The sequence below is a fragment of the Enterobacter sp. SENG-6 genome (genome assembly GCF_001605945.1).
In the GTDB taxonomy this organism is placed as follows: Bacteria; Pseudomonadota; Gammaproteobacteria; order Enterobacterales; family Enterobacteriaceae; genus Enterobacter; species Enterobacter cloacae.
This window is the reverse complement of the sequence record NZ_LOMM01000044.1, coordinates 195,802-218,563: the sequence shown is the minus strand read 5'-3', so window position 1 is coordinate 218,563 and position 22,762 is coordinate 195,802. Positions and strand designations below refer to the sequence as shown.

General features: G+C 55.6%; 18 protein-coding genes and 1 other annotated feature. Of the genes, 9 read left to right on the top strand and 9 right to left on the bottom strand.

Annotated elements, in window-relative coordinates:
- Positions 1-195 precede the first annotated feature (195 nt).
- Positions 196-10,200: an autotransporter outer membrane beta-barrel domain-containing protein gene (locus AX755_RS18915; protein WP_062857253.1), complete on the top strand. Its 10,005-nt coding sequence runs from the start codon at positions 196-198 to the stop codon at positions 10,198-10,200.
- A gap of 66 nt (positions 10,201-10,266) precedes the next feature.
- Here the strand turns inward: AX755_RS18915 and tcyP are convergent, their stop codons facing one another.
- The 4 genes from tcyP to hxpB all read right to left on the bottom strand — a co-directional run bounded on the left by tcyP (position 10,267) and on the right by hxpB (position 14,032).
- Complete coding sequence (gene tcyP, locus AX755_RS18910) at positions 10,267-11,658, bottom strand: cystine/sulfocysteine:cation symporter (protein ID WP_038419159.1); 1,392 nt, start codon at positions 11,656-11,658, stop codon at positions 10,267-10,269.
- A gap of 127 nt (positions 11,659-11,785) precedes the next feature.
- Entirely contained in the window at positions 11,786-12,376 is a 591-nt protein-coding gene (locus AX755_RS18905) for a metal-dependent hydrolase (protein WP_013097014.1), read from the bottom strand.
- Positions 12,377-12,469: 93 nt separating this feature from the next.
- A complete protein-coding gene (gene kduD / locus AX755_RS18900) occupies positions 12,470-13,231 on the bottom strand; it encodes a 2-dehydro-3-deoxy-D-gluconate 5-dehydrogenase KduD (protein ID WP_029882011.1) in 762 nt (253 codons plus the stop codon).
- A gap of 129 nt (positions 13,232-13,360) precedes the next feature.
- Positions 13,361-14,032 (bottom strand): hexitol phosphatase HxpB, encoded by a 672-nt coding sequence (gene hxpB / locus AX755_RS18895; RefSeq protein ID WP_013097012.1) that lies wholly within the window; start codon positions 14,030-14,032, stop codon positions 13,361-13,363.
- A 148-nt stretch (positions 14,033-14,180) separates the two neighbouring features.
- Between hxpB and AX755_RS18890 the strand changes: the two genes are divergently transcribed.
- A complete protein-coding gene (locus AX755_RS18890) occupies positions 14,181-14,717 on the top strand; it encodes a YniB family protein (protein WP_020688370.1) in 537 nt (178 codons plus the stop codon).
- A 33-nt stretch (positions 14,718-14,750) separates the two neighbouring features.
- Here AX755_RS18890 and AX755_RS18885 read toward each other — a convergent pair whose 3' ends face one another.
- The 3 genes from AX755_RS18885 to pfkB form a co-directional block, all read right to left on the bottom strand.
- Positions 14,751-15,611 carry a fructosamine kinase family protein gene (locus AX755_RS18885; RefSeq protein WP_013097010.1) on the bottom strand — a complete coding sequence of 287 codons (861 nt, stop codon included), beginning with the start codon at positions 15,609-15,611 and terminating at the stop codon, positions 14,751-14,753.
- A gap of 105 nt (positions 15,612-15,716) precedes the next feature.
- Positions 15,717-16,007 (bottom strand): type V toxin-antitoxin system endoribonuclease antitoxin GhoS, encoded by a 291-nt coding sequence (ghoS, locus tag AX755_RS18880; protein ID WP_013097009.1) that lies wholly within the window; start codon positions 16,005-16,007, stop codon positions 15,717-15,719.
- A gap of 103 nt (positions 16,008-16,110) precedes the next feature.
- Positions 16,111-17,043 (bottom strand): 6-phosphofructokinase II, encoded by a 933-nt coding sequence (gene pfkB, locus AX755_RS18875; RefSeq protein ID WP_020688369.1) that lies wholly within the window; start codon positions 17,041-17,043, stop codon positions 16,111-16,113.
- A gap of 295 nt (positions 17,044-17,338) precedes the next feature.
- On the opposite strand from pfkB, the gene AX755_RS18870 reads away from it, so the two are divergent.
- The gene (locus AX755_RS18870; protein WP_038979923.1) at positions 17,339-18,097 is read left to right on the top strand and encodes a DUF481 domain-containing protein; all 759 of its coding nucleotides are present in this window, start codon (positions 17,339-17,341) and stop codon (positions 18,095-18,097) included.
- Positions 18,098-18,358: 261 nt separating this feature from the next.
- A complete protein-coding gene (locus AX755_RS18865) occupies positions 18,359-18,568 on the top strand; it encodes a hypothetical protein (protein ID WP_048971555.1) in 210 nt (69 codons plus the stop codon).
- A 107-nt stretch (positions 18,569-18,675) separates the two neighbouring features.
- Here the strand turns inward: AX755_RS18865 and yniD are convergent, their stop codons facing one another.
- Entirely contained in the window at positions 18,676-18,783 is a 108-nt protein-coding gene (gene yniD / locus AX755_RS25445; protein ID WP_008500658.1) for a small membrane protein YniD, read from the bottom strand.
- An 85-nt stretch (positions 18,784-18,868) separates the two neighbouring features.
- Positions 18,869-18,961, bottom strand: coding sequence for a stress response membrane protein YncL (gene yncL, locus AX755_RS24805; protein WP_023620707.1), 93 nt, complete (start codon positions 18,959-18,961; stop codon positions 18,869-18,871).
- Positions 18,962-19,267: 306 nt separating this feature from the next.
- Between yncL and thrS the strand changes: the two genes are divergently transcribed.
- The 5 genes from thrS to pheM all read left to right on the top strand — a co-directional run bounded on the left by thrS (position 19,268) and on the right by pheM (position 22,672).
- Positions 19,268-21,196, top strand: coding sequence for a threonine--tRNA ligase (thrS, locus tag AX755_RS18860; protein WP_013097005.1), 1,929 nt, complete (start codon positions 19,268-19,270; stop codon positions 21,194-21,196).
- 3 nt (positions 21,197-21,199) lie between these two features.
- Positions 21,200-21,742: a translation initiation factor IF-3 gene (infC, locus tag AX755_RS18855; RefSeq protein WP_023616141.1), complete on the top strand. Its 543-nt coding sequence runs from the start codon at positions 21,200-21,202 to the stop codon at positions 21,740-21,742.
- 97 nt (positions 21,743-21,839) lie between these two features.
- On the top strand, positions 21,840-22,037 hold the full coding sequence (gene rpmI / locus AX755_RS18850) for a 50S ribosomal protein L35 (protein WP_001124225.1): 198 nt from the start codon (positions 21,840-21,842) through the stop codon (positions 22,035-22,037).
- A 50-nt stretch (positions 22,038-22,087) separates the two neighbouring features.
- Positions 22,088-22,444, top strand: a complete 357-nt coding sequence (rplT, locus tag AX755_RS18845; RefSeq protein WP_000124850.1) for a 50S ribosomal protein L20 — start codon at positions 22,088-22,090, stop codon at positions 22,442-22,444.
- Positions 22,445-22,622: 178 nt separating this feature from the next.
- Positions 22,623-22,747, top strand: a sequence feature (Phe leader region).
- Positions 22,628-22,672 carry a pheST operon leader peptide PheM gene (pheM, locus tag AX755_RS25440; protein ID WP_001386830.1) on the top strand — a complete coding sequence of 15 codons (45 nt, stop codon included), beginning with the start codon at positions 22,628-22,630 and terminating at the stop codon, positions 22,670-22,672. Its footprint overlaps the feature before it by 45 nt.
- Positions 22,748-22,762: the final 15 nt, after the last annotated feature.

Below are 22,762 nucleotides of genomic sequence, written 5' to 3'. Positions count from 1 at the left end.
TGTGCATTCCTGTCTGGAATGTATATTTGAAATAAATAACACTTCAGGGTTATCTGTTTTTTATGATCCTGGTCACTAATTTTTTTTGACACCTCCTAATGCTCTGATTTAATGCTGAAAAAATAATGTAATATTTTAATTCATTAATTCTATCCTTTAAGTGTTGCGTCTGTTAAACACCTATGGGTCAGAAAAATGAATAAATCCTGTGCGTTGCAAAACGATGGTTTTCACTTTTCTCGTCTGGCTATCGCCATTCGAAATGCAATCCCTGCTTTAGTCCTGGCTTCACTGCCGGTTTACGCCGATACCATTATTGATAGTCAAACCTCGTCCTATATATTGTCTGGCCCAGGTCCGTTTATAATGCCTGCACCTAACGATATTACTGTTAGCTCGGGTAGCGCAATCAGCGGCGATAATTCACAAAACTGGCTGGTAACCATTGATGATGGGGCGACGGTCAACGGTGGCTCATATGGCCTGAATCTGGGGTCCGCATCGCAAGGTACGGTGTTGAATCTCAGTGGTGATGTCACCACATCCGGCGGTGGTTCCGGCGGGAATGCCGCCGGGGTTAAGTTGAATAATGGCGGTACGCTGAATATTTTGTCTACCGGTTCTATCGACAGCAACAGCGACGGGATATTTTTGACATCGGGCGGTACGGTTAATAACAGTGGTGTAGTGAGCGGTGCCGATGGCGGAACGTCAGTCTATTTCAGTAATGGTACTGGTAGCTATGTGGGGGACAGTACTTCATCCATTGGCGGCGGGTACGGTATTATTGTCGACTCGGGCACCTCAACAATTAGCAACGCCGGTAAAATTGACTTACTGCATAATGGCGTTTGGTTCCGGGGTAGTTCCTCTGGCTCTGTCGATAACCAGGCGGGTGGCATAATTAATTCAACCAGCACCAGTAATTATGGGATTGATATAAGCGCATCAGGAACGGTTACTATTTCCAACGAAGGTTCTATTACTGGTAATACCGGGATCCTGTTAGGGACCAGCGGGCATACTCTGACAAACAGTGGCATTATTATCGGTTCCGGGGGAACCGCTATTTCGCTGACGGGGAATAATAACGCCGTCACCCTCGACACAGGGAGTAATATCACCGGCAATATCACGGCAACCGGAACCGGTAATACCCTGACGTTGAACGGACAGGGAACGCTTAGCAGTAACGTCACGGGTGTACAAAGCATTACTGTCGCGGCAGATGTCGGCCAAAGCTGGATCCTTAGCGGCTCCTCGACTACGACGGGAATCACGAACCAGGCGCTGTATGTGCAAAGCGGCACTCTGATCCTTAATGGCGCAGTGGACAACGGTAGTACTGGCGGGGGAACCACCATCAACGGCGACGCGGTCCTCCAGCTTGGTAATAATTCCGCCAGCGGCAGCGTAACGGGGAATATTGTTGATAACGGCACGCTGCGCTTCTCCCGCACCGATGACATTAGTTTTGCCAATCTCATCAGCGGCAGCGGGCGCGTCAACCAGGCCGGAAGCGGCCAGACCACGCTGACCAGCGCCAATACCTACACCGGCGGCACCGTTGTAGATGCGGGAACCCTGAACGCGTCTGATGTCGACGCTCTCGGAACCGGAAATGTCACCATCAATAATGCAGGAACGCTGGACCTCTCTTTCACCGGTGATGTTTTCACCAACACCATCACCAATAACGGTGTGCTGGATGTGATTGCCGCGGATAACTCACTCGACGGAAACATCTCCGGGACGGGGGAGAACCGCGTCAGCGCACTCAATACGACCTTCAATGGCGATAACAGCGGCTTCTCCGGTCTCTGGAATATCCTCAGCAGTGGCTCGATGTTTGCCAAAGCGACGCAAAATCTGGGTGAGGGCGCGGTTCAACTGGCCGGGATATTGAACGTAGTCCCGGTGACAGGCGGTTTTCTTTTTAGCAATGCCCTCACCGGAGCCGGGATACTCAAAGTCGAATTGACGAGCGGCAACGCCTTTAATTTTGCCAGCAGCGTGGGAAACCTTTTTACAGGCACGCTGGAAATGGGCTCTGGCACCTTCAACCTTGATGGTGATAACACCCTGGCGCTAACCAACGCCACGCTGCAGCTTGATTTGGGCGGGACCACCACCGTGGGGGCAGCCCAGCAAAATGTAGGTAACCTGACGCTAAACGGCGGCATTTTACGCTTCCCGGACCTGCCTGCGGGCACAATCAATACCGGAGAGCTGAACATGCTTTCCGGCACCATCCGGGTTGATCCTGACGCCATTGTCGATATCAGTAATTTGTTGAAGGCAGACGATGGCGCGGGCGTGCAGCTGGTGACATCAACCAGCAACACCGGTGCGGCGTCAGCGCTGTCGCTTCAGGATTTAACCGGAAATACCTTAACCACGTCTCAGGCGAACGTCACGCAGGGAGGCAATACCGTGGCGGTGGCGACCTACGGTGATTTCGGCCTGACCGAGAGCGGTGGGCTGGCCGTCGGGTACACCTTAAGCCAGCTGGATATCCAGGCAGGGCAAACCTTAACCCTCTCTGGCGACGCGGCCACCCCTTCCGGCGCGGCAGATATGAAAGCGTTGCTGAGCGGCAGCGGTAATCTGGCGGTCAATGCGACCGACGCCATTACCCTGACAAACGCGGGCAATACCTATACCGGCACCACGACCGTGACCGGTGGCACCCTGCGTGCGGGTGCGTTAAACGTGATTGACGACAGCAGCCAGGTCACCTTAAACAGCGGAACTGCGTTCGATCTGAACGGTTTCGATCAGAGCGTTAATAACCTCAGCGGTGCCGGAAACGTGACCCTGGGGGCAAATATCCTGACGGAGAATACCGCAGGCACCGTGACCTATGGCGGCGTAATCAGCGGCACCGGGGCAGTGACGGCCGCCGGAACAGGAACCTGGATCCTGACGGGGGATAATAACTGGACCGGTGGCACAACCATTGATTCTGGCGTATTACAGCTGGGGGCCGGTGGTACCACGGGGGGGATTACCGGCGATATCACCAACAACGGTGCGCTGGTGGTCAACCGTTCCAGTGCCCTGACGCTGGGCGGAGCCATTGACGGGACGGGGACGCTAACCCAAAGCGGAACGGGAGAGACCACGCTGAGCGGGGCAAACAGCTACAGCGGCGGGACAACGGTCAGCGCTGGCACCCTGAATGCCGCCAGTGCGACGGCGCTGGGCACAGGCGACGCGACGGTCGGCAGCGGTGCGACGCTGGATCTCTCCTTCACCGGTGGAACCCTGACGAACAATATCGCCAACGCAGGTCTGCTGGCGGTCACCGGCGCGAATGCGACGCTCAGCGGCAGCATCACCGGGGCGGGCGAGAACCGCATCAGCTCCCTGAATACCACGCTGAGCGGCGATAACACCCTCTTTACCGGCAACTGGAATATCACTAACGGCGCTTCGGCGAACGTGACCGGCGGGCAAAACCTGGGGGATGCCGCCGTTAATCTGGACGGCACGCTGAATATTGCTCCGGCTAGCGGGGGATATACCTTTACCAACGCCCTGACCGGCGGGGGCCTGATGACCGCCACCGTGACAGGCGGCAACGCCTTTGCCTTTGATGGCACCGTCGGCAGCGCCTTTACCGGTACGCTGCAGCTCGGGCAAGGCACGTTTGCTCTCTCGGGCGTTAACACCACCACTCTGACCAACGCTACCCTTCAGCTTGATGGCGGCAACACCACAACGGTGGGGAGCGGCACGCAAACACCCGGCAACCTGACGCTGAACGGCGGAACCCTGCGCTTTGCGAATCTCGCCTCCGGGGTGATCGCTACTGGCCAGCTGGGGCTGACGTCCGGGACAGTGCAAATCGATCCCACCCAGGTCGCCAGCAGCGGGGGCTCGCTGTTAACCGAGGATGATGGTTCCGGGCTGCAGTTGATTACCGCCACCGGCACCAGCGGTGCCGCATCGAACCTGACCCTGACAGATCTCTCCGGGGCCGCGCTGAGCAGCTCGCTGGTTAATATTGACCAGAACGGCGCGACGGTCGCCATTGGTACCTACGGCTACAGCCTGAACAATACCAATGGGCTGGGCGTCGGTTACACCCTTAACCAGCTCGATCTGCAGTCCGGCCAGACGCTTACGCTTTCTGGTGACACCGCCACCCCGGCCGGCGCGTCGGACATGAAGGCGTTAATCAGCGGCAGTGGCAATCTGGCGATCGACGCGACCAACGCGCTCACCCTCACCAATGCCGGTAACACCTATACCGGTACCACCACGGTAACGGGCGGTACGCTGCGCGCAGGCGCGCTTAATGTGATTGATGACAGCAGTCAGGTCACGCTGAACAACGGCACCACTTTCGACCTGAACGGCTTCAATCAGAGCGTGAATAATCTGACCGGCACGGGCAACGTCACGCTGGGTGCCAGCACCCTGACGGAGAACACCACCGGCAGCGTCACCTACGGGGGCGCGATCGGCGGCACCGGCTCGGTCACCACCGCAGGCACCGGGACGTGGATCCTCACCGGGAATAACGCCTGGACCGGCGGTACGACGCTGGGCGGTGGGGTATTACAGCTGGGCGCGGGCGGCACCAGCGGGTCGATTGTCGGCAATGTGGTGAACAATGCTGGACTGGTTATTAACCGTTCAGATGATGTCACCCTGGCGGGGGCAATAAGCGGTTCAGGGACACTGACCCAGAACAGCTCTGCGACCGGGACGACGACGTTAACCGGAACGAATAGCTACACCGGGGCGACCACCGTGCAGCAGGGCACCCTGCAGTTGGGCAACGGCGGGACCACCGGCTCGCTTGCCGGCACCAGCGCGATTACGCTCGACAGCGGGGCGGCGCTGGCCTTTAACCGCAGCAACGCCATGACGGTCGCCAACGCGATTACCGGCGATGGTCGGGTCACGCAGGTCGGCAGCGGAACGACCGTGATGAGCGGCACCAGTGCCTATACCGGCGGGACCACGGTGGCGGCAGGAACGTTAAACGCCGCGAACAGCAGAGCTCTGGGTAGCGGGGCGGCAACCGTTGACAGCGGTGCCAGCCTGCTGCTCTCGTTCAGTAACGGTACGTTTACCAATGCTGTTGCCAATGGCGGATTACTGAACGTCACAGGCGCGGGGAATACGCTCAACAGCACCTTCACCGGGGCGGGCGAGAACCGTATCAGTGCGCTCAATACTACGCTTGGCGGGGATAATACCCTCTTTACCGGCAACTGGAACATTATCAGCAGCGGTGAGGCGAACGTGGCGGGCGGACAAAACCTCGGGGACGCCGCCGTTAATCTGGACGGTACCCTGAACATTGCCCCGGCCAGCGGGAATTATACCTTCACCAATACCCTGACCGGCTCAGGGCTGATGACCGCAGCGCTTGCCAGCGGCAGTAGCTTTGCCTTTGATAATACCGTCGGCAGCGCCTATACCGGCACGCTCCGCCTGGGGCAGAGCCTTTTCAACCTGGCGGGTGACAATACCGCGGCGCTGACCAACGCGACCTTGCAGCTGGATAACAACAGCGAAACCACGGTGGGCGCGGGAACGCAAACCATCGGCAACCTGACGATGAACGGCGGGGCACTCGTCTTTAACGGCGAGGTTCCGCCCGGACAGCCGGATGGCGCGGTGGCGGTGGGCGACCTGACGCTAAACAGCGGTGAAATTCGCACCGAAGCGCCGACCGCCGGTATTCCTAACCCGGCGCCAACGGGGCAGAACCTGATGGAAGAGGACGATCGGGCGATCCTGTCCCGGCTGGTCTCCGCTTCCGGCACGGTGACCGGTACCGCGAATAACCTGACCCTGACTGACCATGATGGCAACGTCATCAGCGATCCGCAGCAGTTTGCGATAACGGAAGGGGGGACGGCGGTGGCCAATGCCACCTACAACTATGCCCTCAGTACCGGAACCAGTAACGACGGCCTGTATATCCAGTACGGTTTAACCACGCTCGATCTGCTGAGTGCTCAGACGTTACATCTGACGTCGGATGCCGGAGCGACTGGGGCCGCGGCAACGCTGTCGGCGCAGGTGACCGGCGTCGGTAATCTTGACGTTGATGCCAGTGCGGCTGGCGGCCAGACCGTTACCCTCAATAACAGCAGCAACAACTACACCGGGACCACCAGCGTATCCGGCGGAACGCTGCGTCTGGGCAGCAATCAGGCGCTCGGTAACACCAGCCTGCTTACCATCAACACCGGCGCAAACGCCAATATCAACGGCATGACCCAGACCATTGGCGCGCTGGCGGGCGATGGCGGTCTGGCGATTAACGGCGGTAACCTGACCATCAGCAACGGAGGAACGTTTGGCGGGGTGACCAGCGGCGCGCTCGGTAATCTGACGCTCACTGGCGGCACGCTGACCCTGACGGGGGCAAATACCTTTACCGGCCTCACCACCATTAACAGCGGCGCGACCATGCAGGTTGGCGCGGGCGGGACAACCGGAAGCGTTGCCGGGCCGATCGCGGATAATGGCACCCTGAGCTTTAATCGCAGCGATAACGAGGCCCTGACGGGGGTGGTGTCCGGTAGCGGTGAACTGCACCAGGACGGTGCCGGTACGTTGTTTATCAACAGCAGCGTCGGAGTGACCGGGCCGGTGGTCATTAATAGCGGAACCGTAAGCATCGGTGATGGCACCACGGACGGCAGCGTAGCCGGAAATATCGTCAACAACAGCGCCCTGCAGTTCAACCGCAGCGACTGGCGCTACGGTGGCGTGATTAGCGGGGCGGGGATGGTGGAACAGGTCAGCGGCAGTCAGACGACACTGACCGCAGCCAACACCTACAGCGGCGCCACTACCGTCAGCGCAGGAACGTTAAACGCGGCGAACGTTGCCGCCCTGGGAACCAGCGCCGCGACGGTTAACAGTGGCGCAACGCTGGCGCTCTCGTTCGCGAACGGCACCTTTGGCAACGCGGTGGACAATAACGGCGTGCTGAACATCAGCGGTGCCGGAAACACCCTCACCACCGACATCACCGGTACGGGAACCAACCGCGTCAGCGCCCTGCAAACCACAATAGCAGGGGATAACAGCGGCTTTAACGGCAGCTGGGATATTACCGGCAGCGGTGGGGCGACCGTTACCACTCAGGAAAACCTCGGCGGCTCACCGGTGCAGTTGAACGGCATTCTCAACGTCAGCCCGGCCAGCGGCGGCTTTACGTTTATCAACGCGCTGACCGGCAGCGGTCTGCTGGCCGCGACAATGGGAAGTATCAGCGATGCCTTTAACTTTGCGGCCACGGCGGGGAACGCGTTTAACGGCATTGTGGCGCTACGTCGCGGTACGATGGCGCTGGAGGGTGATAACACCAGCGCGTTAGCCAACGCAACGCTGTCGCTGGGGATCGGTGCAATCGCCACGCTCAACAGCGACCAGACTATCGGAAACCTGACGTTCAACGGCGGGCTGCTGGACGTGGCGATGAGCACGCCTTCTTCGGCAAATATCCTGACGGTGAATAACCTGAACGTCGATTCTGCCGTTACGCCGCCAGACGTGGGCGTCGTTAATCTGCAGACCACCTCCCTGCCACCGGGGACTAAACCAGACGGCAACTTCCTCGATCAGGATAACGAGGTGGATAACGGTATTCAGGTGGTGAAAGCGACAACCGTCAGTTCGGAAGGGACGCATCTGACCCTGCTGCTGGATGGCGCAGCCCCGGCTGACGAGACGGATCAGGTCTCTGACGGCTTTGGTCATGACGACGTGCTGGCCACCTATGGCTATACCGCCGTCATGACCGCGGGTGCGAATGCCCCTGGCGGTCCGGGGTTGTACGCGGGATATATGTTGAAAGTGCTGAACAGCCAGTCAACGGCGGTGATCGATACCACCGGAGCCACCGACAGCACGCTGGGTGCACAGCTGACCGGCGTGGGGGATTTCGAATTCCGCGCCAACGACGGCACCCTCACGCTGGCGAATACCGCGAACGATTATCAGGGGAATACGCAGGTAACCAGCGGTACCTTGCTGCTCGGTGGGAACAACACCCTCGGCCAGACCCGCGCCCTGAACATAGCTGATGGTGCGACGACCAACCTCAACGGATTCAGCCAGAGCATTGGCGCGCTCAACGGCGCGGCGGGGAGTACGCTCGCGCTGAACGGCGGCGCGTTGACCGTAACCAATGGCGGGCAGAGCGACGGGGCGTTAACCGGGGGCGGTAACCTCAATCTGACCGGCGGCGAGCTGATCGTTACACACGCTAACGATGCGCTGACCGCGACCGTGGATATCGACAGCGGGGCAACGGCGCGCCTCAAAAACGCGGGCGGGCTGGGCAGCGGCGCGGTCACGCTGGACGGCACGCTGGTGCTGGATACCGTAAAAGGATCCCTGGCTAATGCCGTCCAGGGAACTGGCGCCATGAATCTGGTCAACAGCAGCGACGTGATCCTCACCGGCAATAACGCGGGCTTTAGCGGCGACATCAACATTGGTACTGCGAATCGCCTGACGGCGCAGCAGCCTGCCAGCCTCGGTACGTCCACTCTCATCAATAACGGCGAACTGGTGCTGAACGCCAGCGACAACTGGGCGTTTGCCAACACGATGAGCGGCAGCGGCCTGTTGACCAAAGCGGGCGCCGGGAGGGTTACGCTTGCCAGTGATTATGCCCATACGGGGGGCACGCACGTTGAATCAGGTACGCTGGCGCTGGATAACCGCGCGGCGGCTCTCTCCGGCGGCGGGGCCGTCACGGTGGATGAGGGGGCCACGCTCGGCGGCTACGGTAAGATCGTCGGGAATGTCACCAGCAGAGGGACGGTTTCCGCCGGTGATGCCATTACCTCGCTGACCGGTGGTGCAGGGAATCTGACCATCCAGGGGGATCTCGATAACTTCAATACCGTTAACCTGGCGGGGAATAGCGTGGGCAACACGCTCACCGTCACCGGGAACTATACCGCCCACAGTACGCTGGTGTTCAATACGGTGCTGGGCGGGGATAATTCGAAAACCGATAAGCTGGTGGTGCAGGGCGATACCAGCGGTCATACCGACGTTTATGTCAATAACAAAGGCGGAAGCGGCGCGCAGACCGTCAATGGTATTCGCGTCATTGAGGTGGATGGGGCGTCAAACGGGGACTTTACCCTTGCGAACCGCGTGGTCGCCGGTGCTTATGATTATCAGCTGTTAAAAGGCACGCCAACCAGCAATGACGGCGACTGGTATCTGCGGGTTCCCGTTGAGCAACCGGTCGTGCCGATTCGCCCGGAAGCGGGGGCCTATCTGGGTAACCAGAGCGCGGCGATGGACATGTTCACCCACAGCCTGCACGACCGTCTGGGGGAAAGCCTGTTTGTCACCGGTAACGGTCAGCAGCTGAACGCGCCGTCCGCCTGGATCCGCACCTTCGGCAGCCGTACCGACAGCCGAAGCGCGGGACAGATTGGGCAGGATACCTGGAGTAACGGCCTGCAGCTTGGTTTCGATCTTGCCAGTAACCTGCAGGTCCAGAACCGCTGGCAGGTGGGTGTCATGGCGGGCTACGGCTCCGCGCGGACCCGTAACCAGAGCGACGGCCAGAGCACCGTCGCCCGCAGCAAAGTGGATGGCTACAGCGTCGGTCTGTATGGGACCTGGTTTGCAGATGGACGCCCGGAAGGGACGGGACCGTACATTGATACCTGGACGCAGTATGGCTGGTACAACAACAAGGTGAACGGGGACGATCTGCCAGAACAGAAATACGACAGCACGACCCAGGCCGTTTCGGTGGAGGGAGGCTGGGCCTTCAACGTCTATAACACCTCGCTGATGAGCTTCTTCGTGCAGCCTCAGGAGCAGGTTATCTACACGCATTACGATGCGGACGATGTGAAAGAGGACAACGGTACAAAAGTGAAGATGAACGACGGTGGTTTCAGCAACCGTCTGGGCGTAAGGATCTACGGCTATTCTGCAGACAAGAAGGGACGTCAGTGGCAGCCGTTTATCGAGGCGAACTGGCTCTACAACGGCTATACCGACGCCGTGAAAATGGACAGCACGCGTCTGGAATCCGATACGCCGAAGCATCGCTATGAGGTAAAAGCTGGGGTAGAAGCGAAACTGAGTAATCAGTGGAGCCTGTGGGGCAACATCGGTACCCAGCAGGGCGCCAGCGAGTACCGTAACGTGGAGGGCGGTCTCGGGGTGAAATACACCTGGTAAAAATAGCGGACATAAAAAAGCCCATCACGTCGCGGATGGGCTTTTTTTATTCTCACAGGAACGTGATTAACGGTGCGCCAGCTCGGCGTCGTCTTCACTATCCAGAATGGCTTTGTCGGTCTGCTTCAGCCACTGGCTGGTCAGCGTACCGGCCGTCATTGAGCCGCTCACGTTCAGTGCGGTACGCCCCATGTCGATCAGCGGTTCAACGGAGATCAGCAGGGCCACCAGCGTCACCGGCAGGCCCAGTGCAGGCAGAACAATCAGCGCGGCGAAAGTAGCACCGCCGCCCACGCCCGCAACGCCTGCGGAGCTAATGGTGACAATACCGACCAGCGTCGCAATCCAGACCGGATCCAGCGGGTTGATCCCAACCGTTGGCGCAACCATCACGGCCAGCATCGCCGGGTAGAGACCCGCACACCCGTTCTGACCAATCGTGGCACCAAAGGAGGCCGAGAAGCTGGCGATAGACTCAGGTACACCCAGGCGACGAGTCTGCGCTTCGACGTTCAGCGGAATAGATGCGGCGCTGGAACGGCTGGTGAAGGCAAAGGTCAGTACCGGCCAGACTTTACGGAAGTATTTCAGCGGACTGACGCCGTTCACACCCAGCAGGATGCCGTGTACGACAAACATAATGCCCAGACCCAGATAAGAGGCGACGACGAAGCTGCCCAGCTTAATGATGTCCTGCAGGTTAGAGCCAGCAACCACTTTGGTCATCAGTGCCAGAACACCGTAAGGGGTCAGCTGCATCACCAGACGAACCAGCTTCATCACCCAGCTTTGCAGGGTATCAATAGCGGTCAGCACGCGCTCGCCTTTCGGCGCATCGTCTTTCAGCAGCTTCAGTGCCGCCACGCCCAGGAAGGCAGCAAAAATCACCACGCTGATGATGGAAGTTGGGCTGGCGCCTGTCAGGTCAGCAAACGGGTTCTTCGGAATGAAGGAGAGCACCATCTGCGGCACCGTCAGGTCAGCGACTTTACCCACGTAGTTGGTCTGAATTGCGGTCAGACGCGCGGTTTCAGCGGTACCCTGAACCAGACCTTCGGCGGTCAGGCCGAACAGGTTAGTCACCAGCACCCCCACCAGCGCAGCAATCAGCGTGGTAAACAGCAGCGTACCGATGGTCAGGAAACTGATTTTACCCAACTGCGTAGCGTTATGCAGACGAGCAACAGCGCTCAGAATAGAGGCAAATACCAGCGGCATGACGATCATCTGCAGCAACTGGACATAGCCGTTACCGACAATATTGAACCACTGAATGGAGTCTTTCAGTATCGGGCTATCGGAGCCGTAGACGGCATGTAAGGCCAGGCCAAACACGACACCCATGACCAGACCCACCAGCACTTTCTTCGCCAGGCTCCACTGTTTGTGACGCGCCTGGGCGAGAAGCAATAGCAATATAACGAACACGACAATGTTCGCGATGAGTGGAAAATTCATCCCCGTTCTCCTGATTTATTATGTGGCCGGTTTTTACCGGTCCTGTTGGCGCAAGGTTAGCAGAAGTGTGATGTCGCGCTTATATCCAAATGGAATGGGTTATGACAAATGCGATAATTTTGCTGGTTTACTGTTCAATCTGGTGATGAATAAAGCGATTGAACTGAAATTGCAGCGAATTGATCATCTGAGATGACCAGCGCACTGCACTGTTTTCGGGCAATGTCTGCGGCATCCAGACGGCATAGGCGAACAGAGCCATGCACAACACGCGCTCAAGCTGATTCCCTTTCTGGGGAACGAGAACAGGCAGGCGGAAACGCCAGCGGCAGGGCCACAGCAGCGGCACGCCAGCAGGCGTCAGCATATCGGCGAGAATATGACTCAAATAGCCCAGCACCATGCCCTGAATGGCATCGGCGGGCACTATCCAGCTTTCAGGTACTTTTAAATAGAACAGCGTCAGCAGGGCAAACACGGCCAGCAGGCTGTGCGTAAACCCGCGATGGCCAAACGCACGGGCGATTGGTTTTGAGATCCACTTCAGGCGTTGCCCAAGAAAAGATTTAGGATGGTCGATGTCGGGTAACAGGCAGGTCAGCACGGCAGAAGGAACAATATGCCACCAGTCCCCCTGTGCAAGCACGGGGGTAAGCTCAGCGTTTTTGGCAAATACTGCGCACGCAATGGAAAAAAGCAGGTGGCCTTCCGCCGTCATGATAAAACCCAGGAAACTGTCGATTCATACAGTATAGGGTTTTTATACAGTAGGCGAAAGAGGTGACGGTGTAACTCTTTGTCACAAAGCGGGTCAACGCGCCAGCCAGCCCCCGTCGACGGCCAGGGTATGGCCGTTCACGTAGTCTGAGGCGGCGGAGGCCAAAAACACCACCGGGCCCTGCAGATCTTCCGGTACGCCCCAACGCCCGGCAGGAATGCGGTCAAGGATTTCCTGGCTACGCTGCTCGTCATCACGCAGCTGCTGCGTATTATTGGTCGCCATGTAACCCGGTGCGATAGCGTTGACGTTAATGCCATGCGCCGCCCACTCGTTCGCCAGCAGACGGGTGATCCCCAGCACGCCACTTTTTGAGGCGGTATAAGAGGGCACGCGGATGCCGCCCTGGAAGGAGAGCATTGAGGCGATGTTGATGATTTTCCCACCCTGACCCTGGGCGATAAACTGCTTTGCCACGGCCTGTGAGAGGAAAAAGACGGATTTCAGATTGAGGTCGATCACCTCATCCCAGTCCTTTTCCGTGAACGCCAGCGCATCTTCCCGGCGAATCGTCCCGGCGTTATTCACCAGAATATCGACGCGCCCCATCTCAGCGACGGCACGCTCCACAACGCCCTGAAGACTCGCCTGCTGGCCGAGGTCGGCCCGAATGGCCGTAAACCGTCTGCCGAGCGCCGTCACGCTGGCCGCTGTTTGCTCAGGCGCTTTACGGTTGACGCCCACGATATCGCAGCCCGCCTGTGCCAGCGCGATGGCCATGCCTTGCCCCAGACCGGTATCGCATCCGGTGACGATGGCCACTTTTCCTGAAAGAGTAAAGGTATCCAGTATCATTCGCGCCTCAGAAGCAGATGATTGTCGTTCTGAAACTTAGAATAGGAGTCGGGCGTGAGAAATGCAACCAAAATGGAACGGTGTTTTATTTTATTTTCAGGCAGCACGAGGCTGCCTGAAACAGAGCGTTTATTCGCCTCGCAGGTGTTGCACCGTCAGGTCAGCCAGGGAGTTTAGCTTCACGTCGGCAAGCGCAAAACGGGGATCGTGTCGGCCCTCTTCAGCAGGAACGACAATGGAACGCATCCGCGCAGCTTTAGAGGCCACCATGCCGTTAACGGAATCTTCCAGCGCCACGCAGGTTAGCGGATCAAGACCGAGCTTAGCGGCACAATCCATATACACCTGGGGATGGGGCTTACTGTAGGGGAGCTTTTCCGCAGAGGCCAGCGCATCGAAACTGTCACGCAGCTCGAACATGGTGAGCACTTTTTCCAGCATGTGCAGCGGGGAGGCGGAGGCCAGTCCCACCTTCAGCCCCTGCGCCTTGCACAGGGCGACAGCTTCACGGACGCCCGGCAGCAGCGGCCTGGACTCTTCCACCAGCGCAATGGCGCGGCTGATAATGCGGGCGGTGACCTCATCGCGATCCGGGCCCACCCATGGCTGATGGGCATACCACAGGTCAACCACCATATCGATACGCAAGCCCAGCGTATCCGGAAGTTCATGGCGGCGGCTGATATCGACGCCGAGGCTGGCCATGACGTCCAGTTCAGCACGATCCCAGAGCGGTTCGGAATCGATCAGTAATCCATCCATGTCAAAAATAGCGGCAAGAATTTGGCGCGGTGTCGACATCACAACGTCTCCTTATTAAGGGTGTACGACAGACGATACGTGCTAAGTACAGTCTGCAATTTAGCATATTGCCTTTAAAGATCGGGCGAAAATGACGGTCAGGAGGTAGACTTAGCCACAAATAACGCGTCTTTATGAAGAGGAACTGATGACGTATCAACAAGCTGGACGCATTGCTGTCTTAAAACGGGTTGCTGGCTGGGTGATTTTTATTCCTGCCGTTATTTCTACGCTGATTTCTGTGCTCAAGTTTATGTACGATCACAGCGAAAAACAGCCGGGTATCAATGCGGTCATGCTTGATTTTGCGCATGTCATGATTGAGATGATGCGTTTCAACACGCCATTTTTGAATATCTTCTGGTTCAACTCGCCCACGCCGGACTTTCACCAGCAGCTGAATATCGGGTTTTGGGTGATTTATGCGCTGATCTTTGTCGCCATGGCGTTACAGGCGTCAGGCGCACGCATGAGCCGTCAGACCCGTTTTTTACGTGAAGGGGTGGAAGACCAGATGATTCTGGAACAGGCCAAAGGCCCGGAAGGGATGACGCGTGAACAGATCGAGTCCCGCATCGTGGTGCCGCGTCACTCTATCTTCCTGCAAATCTTTCCGCTCTATGTCCTGCCGGTGATCATTATTGTGGCGGGCTACTTCTTTTTCTCACTGCTCGGCTTTTTATAATCACAGGGTGGCCTGAGGCCACCCGTCCTGCCTTCACGCGGCCAGTACGCGCTCAAGCGCCCGCTGTGCGTTCACCAGATGCTCACCCCCAAACAGGATTGCGCGGTTCATCAGGGTATAAAGCTGATACACCGGCTGGCGGTCAAGGAAGCCCTGCGGTAAGGGGGAGATTGACTGATAGCCGTCATAAATTTGTGGCGGCTGCTCGGGGTGGAGGGGCAACATGGCGAGGTCGCACTCTCTGTCGCCCCAGTAGCAGGCCGGATCGTATATATAAGGCCCATTGGGGCCCAGCGCGCAGTTATCGGACCACAAATCGCCATGCAGCAAAGAAGGCTGAGGCTGATGAGAGGCCAGGCGCTGCTGTATATGCTCGACGATGGCATCAATGTTGCCAAATTCGAGGCCTTTCTCGGCGGCGAGCTCAAGTTGCCAGCCGATACGCTGCTCGGCAAAAAAAGTTGACCAGCGGCGTTGCCAGGCATTCGGTTGTGGTGTGGTGGAGAGATCGTTATCAAAGTCGAGACCAAACTGCGGCTGGTCGCTCCATTGATGCAGGCGCGCTATCTGCTGTCCCAGAATAAACGCATTGTGGGCATCCAGCGGACGGGCAGGGAGATATTCCATCACCAGAAAGCTGTAGTCGCGGTCGCTGCCCACGGCCAGCACCTCCGGGACGGTGACCGTTTTGCTGCGCGACAACAGTTCCAGCTGATCGGCTTCGGCGGTGAAAATCGGGAGCAACTCTCGCTCGTCGCATTTTACGAAGAGATCGCGCCCTGAGTAGCGTATATGCCATGCGGCGTGGATCTCTCCGCCTGGCAGTTCGTTACGCAGTTCAATTTCACCTTCGCCCAGTTGTTCACGTAAAAGATGACTGATAGCCTGCCACATGATCTCTCTCCCATGTTGTCTGCCAGATCATAAAGTTAGCGCATAACTGCGGTAAAAAAATACGAACTAACGCACACCTGAGCGGTTTACCTTCATGCAGGGCACTTATTGTTCTTTTTTCTGCCAGGTTTCCCAGGTATCCACATCAATTTCGGCAGGTTTATCTGTCACGCTCTCAGCCAGGCTTTCCGCCAGCGCGCGAACCTCCTCTTCGCTGAGGGCGCTTATCAGACCGAATGCCAGCGTGCCTAGATCATGAATATTGCCTTCTTCATCCGTCAGCGTGAGCAGGAAATTGGCCCGGGTAAAGGCGTTGTTAAGCTCATTCAGCTCGGTCAGCGACGCTTCATGAATGTTGACGGTAACGACGTAGCGGGTGATGTCACCACTGCTCATAATTCACCTCATTGTTATCATGAAAGTTTTCTTAGCATAGTCGATAGTGTGTGTTTGGCGACTTTGCACTGCATTTCCCCTTCAGCGCGAAGGGGAAAGCGGGTTAATTTCGGGACAGGTAATCGACAATTTTTTGCGTATCGGCCAGCGAACACAGCCGCGTTCCCTGGTTGATGGTTGCCGCGCTACCTGCCGCCACGCCGTAGCGTGTCATCTCAAGCAGCGTCGCGCCCTGCGCCAGTTTTAGCGTCATTGCCCCAACCATGCTGTCGCCTGCGCCTACGGTGCTCTGGCTTTTCATCGGCGGCGGGACAACCTGCACTGACCCCGTTTCATCCACGGCCAGCGCCCCTTGTGGACCAAGAGAGACCACCACGCGCCGCGCTTTACCCGTGCGCACCAGCTCCTGGGCCGCGCTGCGCACATCATCTGGCTGAGTGAGTTCGCGGTTAACCAGCGCGCTCAGCTCTTTCTGGTTTGGTTTGACCAGCTCAAGATTGCCCGGCTCTAACGCTGCCTGCAACGCCTCGCCGCTACTGTCTACAATACAGCGGATGCCGCGCTGCTGTGCGGCCCGAATGAGCGCCGTCAGCTTTTCCGTACTGACACCGGGTGGCAGACTGCCGCTGATGACCAGCAGTGAACCGCTTTCAATCGTCAGCACTTTCTCTTCAAGCTGACGGAACTCATCGTCGCTCAGTCTGGCGCCTGGCATCACAAAGCGATATTGCTCTCCGCTGGACTCCACGTGCACATGCAGATTTTGACGCGTCCAGTCTTTGGCCTCGACCGTCTCCACGGCGACCTGTTCATCTGCCAGCAGAGAGACAAGATGTTCGCCGGTGGCTCCGCCTGCAGGGAATATCGCCGTGGCTTTCCCACCGAGATGGGTGATGGCGCGTGCCACGTTGATCCCCCCGCCGCCGGGCTCAAACACCGGGGCACTGCAGCGAAGTTTACCTTCCGGGTAAATCTGCGGCGTGAGGGTGGCGGAATCGAGGGAAGGGGAGAGCGTCAGAGTGTAGATAGAAACCATCATTACCTCCTTTTAGCGTGGGTTCCTTTTAGTCTGGCACCATTTGGCAGGAAGGCAATGTAAATAACAGTATGATTTTCAATATGAATAATGACAAAGCGAAGGCTAAGCGATATATAAAATAAAACGCATTTTGGGATCGTTCTTATTCAAAAAATGAAATAAGAAAACATTGCTATGTTATTTGCGGCTTTTTATAATTTGTTACCTTTCTCTGGACGCCTTGTCATTGATCCTCAAGAAAGTTTCCGGGACCGTGTGGTCTCTTTTTTTGTTGTACGGACTCCTTAATAAAATGAAGCTTTTGAAGACAGTGCCCGCTGCACTGATGCTGGCGGGTGGCGTGTTTGCGGCTATGAGCGCAACCGCTGATGATTCCGTTTTTACTGTCATGGACGATCCCACCGCGGCGAAAAAACCTTTTGAAGGTAATTTGAACGCCGGGTACCTGGCGCAATCCGGTAACACGAAAAGCTCCTCTCTGACGGCGGATAGCACATTGACCTGGTACGGTAACACCACCGCCTGGTCTCTGTGGGGAAACGCCAGCAACACCTCCGCTAACGATGAACGCTCCTCCGAGAAATACGCGGTAGGTGGACGTGGCCGTTACAACATGACTGACTATGACTACCTGTTTGGTCAGGCAAGCTGGCTGACTGACCGCTACAACGGCTATCGTCAACGCGATGTCTTCACCGCAGGTTATGGTCGTCAGTTCCTGAACGGTCCGGTTCATAGCTTCCGCTTCGAATTCGGTCCGGGTGTTCGTTATGACGAGTTCACCGACGGCGATACCAAAACGCAACCGCTCGGCTATGCGTCTGGTACCTACGCCTGGCAGATGACCGACAACACGAAGTTCACCCAGGGTGTTTCTGTGTTTGGCGCCGAGGACACAACGCTGAATTCTGAGACAGCGCTGAATGTGGACATCAACGAACACTTTGGCCTGAAAGTGGCCTATAACGTGACCTGGAACTCTTCGCCTCCAGAGACTGCGCCGGATCATACCGACCGCAGAACCACCGTTTCACTGGGCTATAAGATGTAATGCAGACGGGCCGATTATTTCGGCCCGTTTTTTATTTTCAGAAACTGTGCTGTTTTATATTAAACGCCGTTTTAAAATAATTGGTCCTCAAAAATCTTCTTAATTTCTTCATAATTCATCCTGGCCAGACCGCATTCTGTTTATTTGACACAAATTGATAATAACCAGGCGAGGCAAAAGGATGAACCAGCGTTATACTCAATACACAGGCATTTATTTGCCTTGAGAAGTATTGCATGTCTTCAGAAAGAGAATAATAGTATGAAAAAAATCAAAAATACTGCTGCAGCCATGGTGCTTTCTGCACTTTCGTTTGGTGTATTCGCTGCAGATGATGCCAGTCAGGTTGGAATGACTCACGCTTCTGACGTTGAAGCCGGGTCAAACATCGCGCCGGGCGCGCCGACTACCGGTCAATCAATGAATGACGCGTTTGATGTACATAAACTGGTAGCAGGTGAATGGTCCTGACAGGTAATTGTGTACGCCATTATTCCACCTGTATTTCGCCTTGACGAAAAACAGGTGGAATATCGATAACGTGTTTTATTCTGTACGCCGTTGCGTCAAATTCCCGCTTAGCCCCAAATCATCGCCGCCCAACGCAATAGCAGCATTGCACCGCAGATGGCAATTAAGACCAGCACCATTTTCCAGTGTTTGACGGCAAATCGTTTTGTTGGCATAACCTAATCCTTGTCTGTTGATGCCTTCAGTCTATCAAAATACGCGCTGTCGGGGACAGAAGGTTATGCCACATCATCGGTTGGGCTAGAACCAATGAAATCTCTCGGCAAGGATCAACGCTAAACCGGCAGCAGAAAGTATATTCAATATCACTACGGTTCTACTGGATACATTCATGTGATGCCTCATGGCTGTGTCAGGACCTGTTCAAGAATAGCTCAACAATCGGGTATTGCGAGCTCTGGCAGGCGATCGTGCCCTCATACGTTCAAACTGGTCGCAGAGGGTGCATACGCCCTGTCATTAGTGTTACCATTAGAAAGCCTGCCGTAAACCGGCATTATTCTGATTTTGGCAGGTGCAGGATGACGAGCCAATTTGACGATTGTTGGTCAGATGGTGTCGTAATCTCTTGTTAAACTATGATTATTTTCTTTGTATATGCTCTTATGTGTGGGGCATCACTGCAAATAAGGATATAAAATGCCTGTAATTACTCTTCCTGATGGCAGCCAACGCCATTTCGACCACGCCGTTAGCCCAATGGATGTTGCCCTGGACATCGGTCCTGGACTCGCGAAAGCGACCATCGCGGGCCGTGTGAACGGTGAGCTGGTTGATGCATCCGATCTGATCGAAAACGACGCGCAACTCTCTATCATCACCGCAAAAGATGAAGAAGGTCTGGAGATCATTCGTCACTCCTGTGCGCACCTGTTAGGTCATGCCATCAAACAGCTGTGGCCAAACACCAAAATGGCGATCGGCCCGGTTATCGACAACGGCTTCTACTACGACGTTGACCTTGACCACACCCTGACCCAGGAAGATATCGACGCGCTCGAGAAACGTATGCACGAGCTCGCCGAAACCAACTATGACGTCATTAAGAAGAAAGTCAGCTGGCACGAAGCGCGTGAAACCTTCGTGAAGCGTGGCGAGAGCTATAAAGTCTCTATTCTTGATGAGAACATTGCTCATGATGACAAGCCTGGCTTGTATCATCACCAGGAATACATCGACATGTGCCGCGGGCCGCACGTGCCGAACATGCGCTTCTGCCATCACTTCAAACTGATGAAAATTGCTGGCGCCTACTGGCGTGGCGATAGCAACAACAAGATGTTGCAGCGTATTTATGGTACCGCGTGGGCAGATAAAAAAGCCCTGAACGCCTACCTGCAGCGCCTGGAAGAGGCGGCGAAGCGTGACCACCGTAAAATCGGTAAACAGCTTGACCTGTACCATATGCAGGAAGAAGCACCGGGTATGGTCTTCTGGCATAACGACGGCTGGACTATTTTCCGTGAACTGGAAACCTTCGTGCGTTCCAAGCTGAAAGAGTACCAGTATCAGGAAGTGAAAGGTCCGTTCATGATGGACCGTGTGCTGTGGGAAAAAACCGGCCACTGGGACAACTACAAAGATGCGATGTTCACCACCTCTTCTGAGAACCGTGAATACTGCATCAAGCCAATGAACTGCCCGGGCCACGTTCAGATCTTTAACCAGGGTCTGAAATCTTACCGCGATCTGCCGCTGCGTATGGCAGAGTTCGGTAGCTGCCACCGTAACGAGCCATCAGGTGCGCTGCACGGTCTGATGCGTGTTCGTGGCTTTACGCAGGATGATGCGCATATCTTCTGTACTGAAGATCAGGTACGTGATGAAGTTAACGCCTGTATTCGTATGGTCTACGATATGTACAGTACCTTTGGCTTCGAGAAGATCGTGGTCAAACTCTCAACGCGTCCGGAAAAACGTATCGGTAGCGATGAGACCTGGGATCGTGCAGAAGCGGATCTCGCCGTGGCGCTGGAAGAGAACGGAATTCCGTTTGAATACCAGCTGGGTGAGGGCGCCTTCTACGGTCCGAAAATTGAATTTACCCTGTATGACTGTCTCGACAGAGCTTGGCAGTGCGGCACAGTACAGCTGGACTTCTCCCTGCCTCAGCGTTTAAGCGCCTCTTATGTTGGCGAAGACAACGAGCGTCAGGTCCCTGTAATGATTCACCGTGCTATTCTCGGTTCTCTGGAGCGCTTCATTGGCATCCTGACCGAAGAGTTCGCGGGCTTCTTCCCAACCTGGCTTGCGCCGGTGCAGGTAGTGGTCATGAACATTACCGATTCTCAGGCGGATTACGTTAAAGAATTGACGCAGAAACTACAAAATGCGGGCATTCGCGTAAAAGCAGACTTGAGAAATGAGAAGATTGGCTTTAAAATCCGCGAGCACACTTTACGTCGTGTCCCGTATATGTTGGTCTGTGGTGATAAAGAGGTGGAAGCAGGCAAAGTTGCCGTTCGCACCCGCCGTGGTAAAGACCTGGGCAGCCTGGACGTAAGTGAAGTGATTGAGAAGCTGCAACAAGAGATTCGCAGCCGCAGTCTTCAACAACTGGAGGAATAAGGTATTAAAGGCGGAAAACGAGTTCAAACGGCACGTCCGAATCGTATCAATGGCGAGATTCGCGCCCAGGAAGTTCGCTTAACAGGTCTGGAAGGCGAGCAGCTGGGGATTGTGAGTCTGAGAGAAGCAATCGAAAAAGCTGAAGAAGCTGGAGTAGATTTAGTTGAAATCAGCCCTAACGCCGAACCGCCAGTTTGTCGTATCATGGACTACGGCAAGTTCCTTTATGAAAAAAGTAAGTCTTCTAAGGAACAGAAGAAGAAGCAAAAAGTTATCCAGGTTAAGGAAATTAAATTCCGTCCTGGTACCGACGATGGCGATTATCAGGTAAAACTCCGCAGCCTGATTCGCTTTCTGGAAGATGGCGATAAGGCCAAGATCACACTGCGTTTCCGCGGTCGTGAAATGGCCCACCAACAGATTGGTATGGAAGTGCTTAACCGCGTCCGTGACGATCTGAGTGAACTGGCAGTAGTCGAATCCTTCCCTACGAAGATCGAAGGCCGCCAGATGATCATGGTGCTCGCTCCTAAGAAGAAACAGTAAGGCCTTCAAGCAGCAAAATCTGTGGAGCCTTCGGGCCTCATAGGTTTTGCTCGCCTATGTTTCGTTTATTTAACAATGCGAAGTGGAAGTTATTAAAATGCCAAAAATTAAGACCGTACGCGGTGCTGCTAAGCGCTTCAAAAAAACCGGTAAAGGTGGTTTTAAGCACAAGCACGCTAACCTGCGTCACATTCTGACTAAGAAAGCTACCAAGCGTAAACGTCACCTGCGTCCAAAAGCCATGGTTTCTAAAGGCGATCTGGGCCTGGTTATCGCGTGCCTGCCGTACGCATAAGTCGTTAACGTTTAACTTTTTTAACTTAGAATAGATACAGGAGAGCACACATGGCTCGCGTAAAACGTGGTGTAATTGCACGTGCACGTCACAAGAAAATTTTGAAACAAGCTAAAGGCTACTACGGTGCGCGTTCACGCGTATACCGCGTTGCCTTCCAGGCTGTTATCAAAGCAGGTCAGTACGCTTACCGTGACCGTCGTCAGCGTAAGCGTCAGTTCCGTCAACTGTGGATTGCGCGTATCAACGCAGCAGCACGTCAGAACGGTATTTCTTACAGCAAATTCATCAACGGCCTGAAAAAAGCCTCTGTTGAAATCGACCGTAAGATCCTGGCTGACATCGCAGTATTCGACAAAGTCGCGTTCACCGCGCTGGTCGAAAAAGCGAAAGCAGCACTGGCATAAGCCAGTTGAGAGAGGGGGCCTGGCTCCCTCTTTTCATATACCCGTCATACTTCAAGCTGTACCTGCGTTGGCTGCGTTCGTTCCGAATTATTTAGGGTATAACCTTATCAGAAGATTGACTTTTATCCGTGCAGGCTTTTCAATAAGGTCTTAACGGTTTTTACCACACAAGGTAACGCAAGCATGAATGCTGCTATTTTCCGCTTCTTCTTTTACTTTAGCACCTGACTTCAGGAGGCTAGCGCGTGAAAGATGAAACGAAAAACAGCGCCAGATAAGCCTCCCGATGGAGGCTTTTTTTGTGCCTGAATTTGAGAG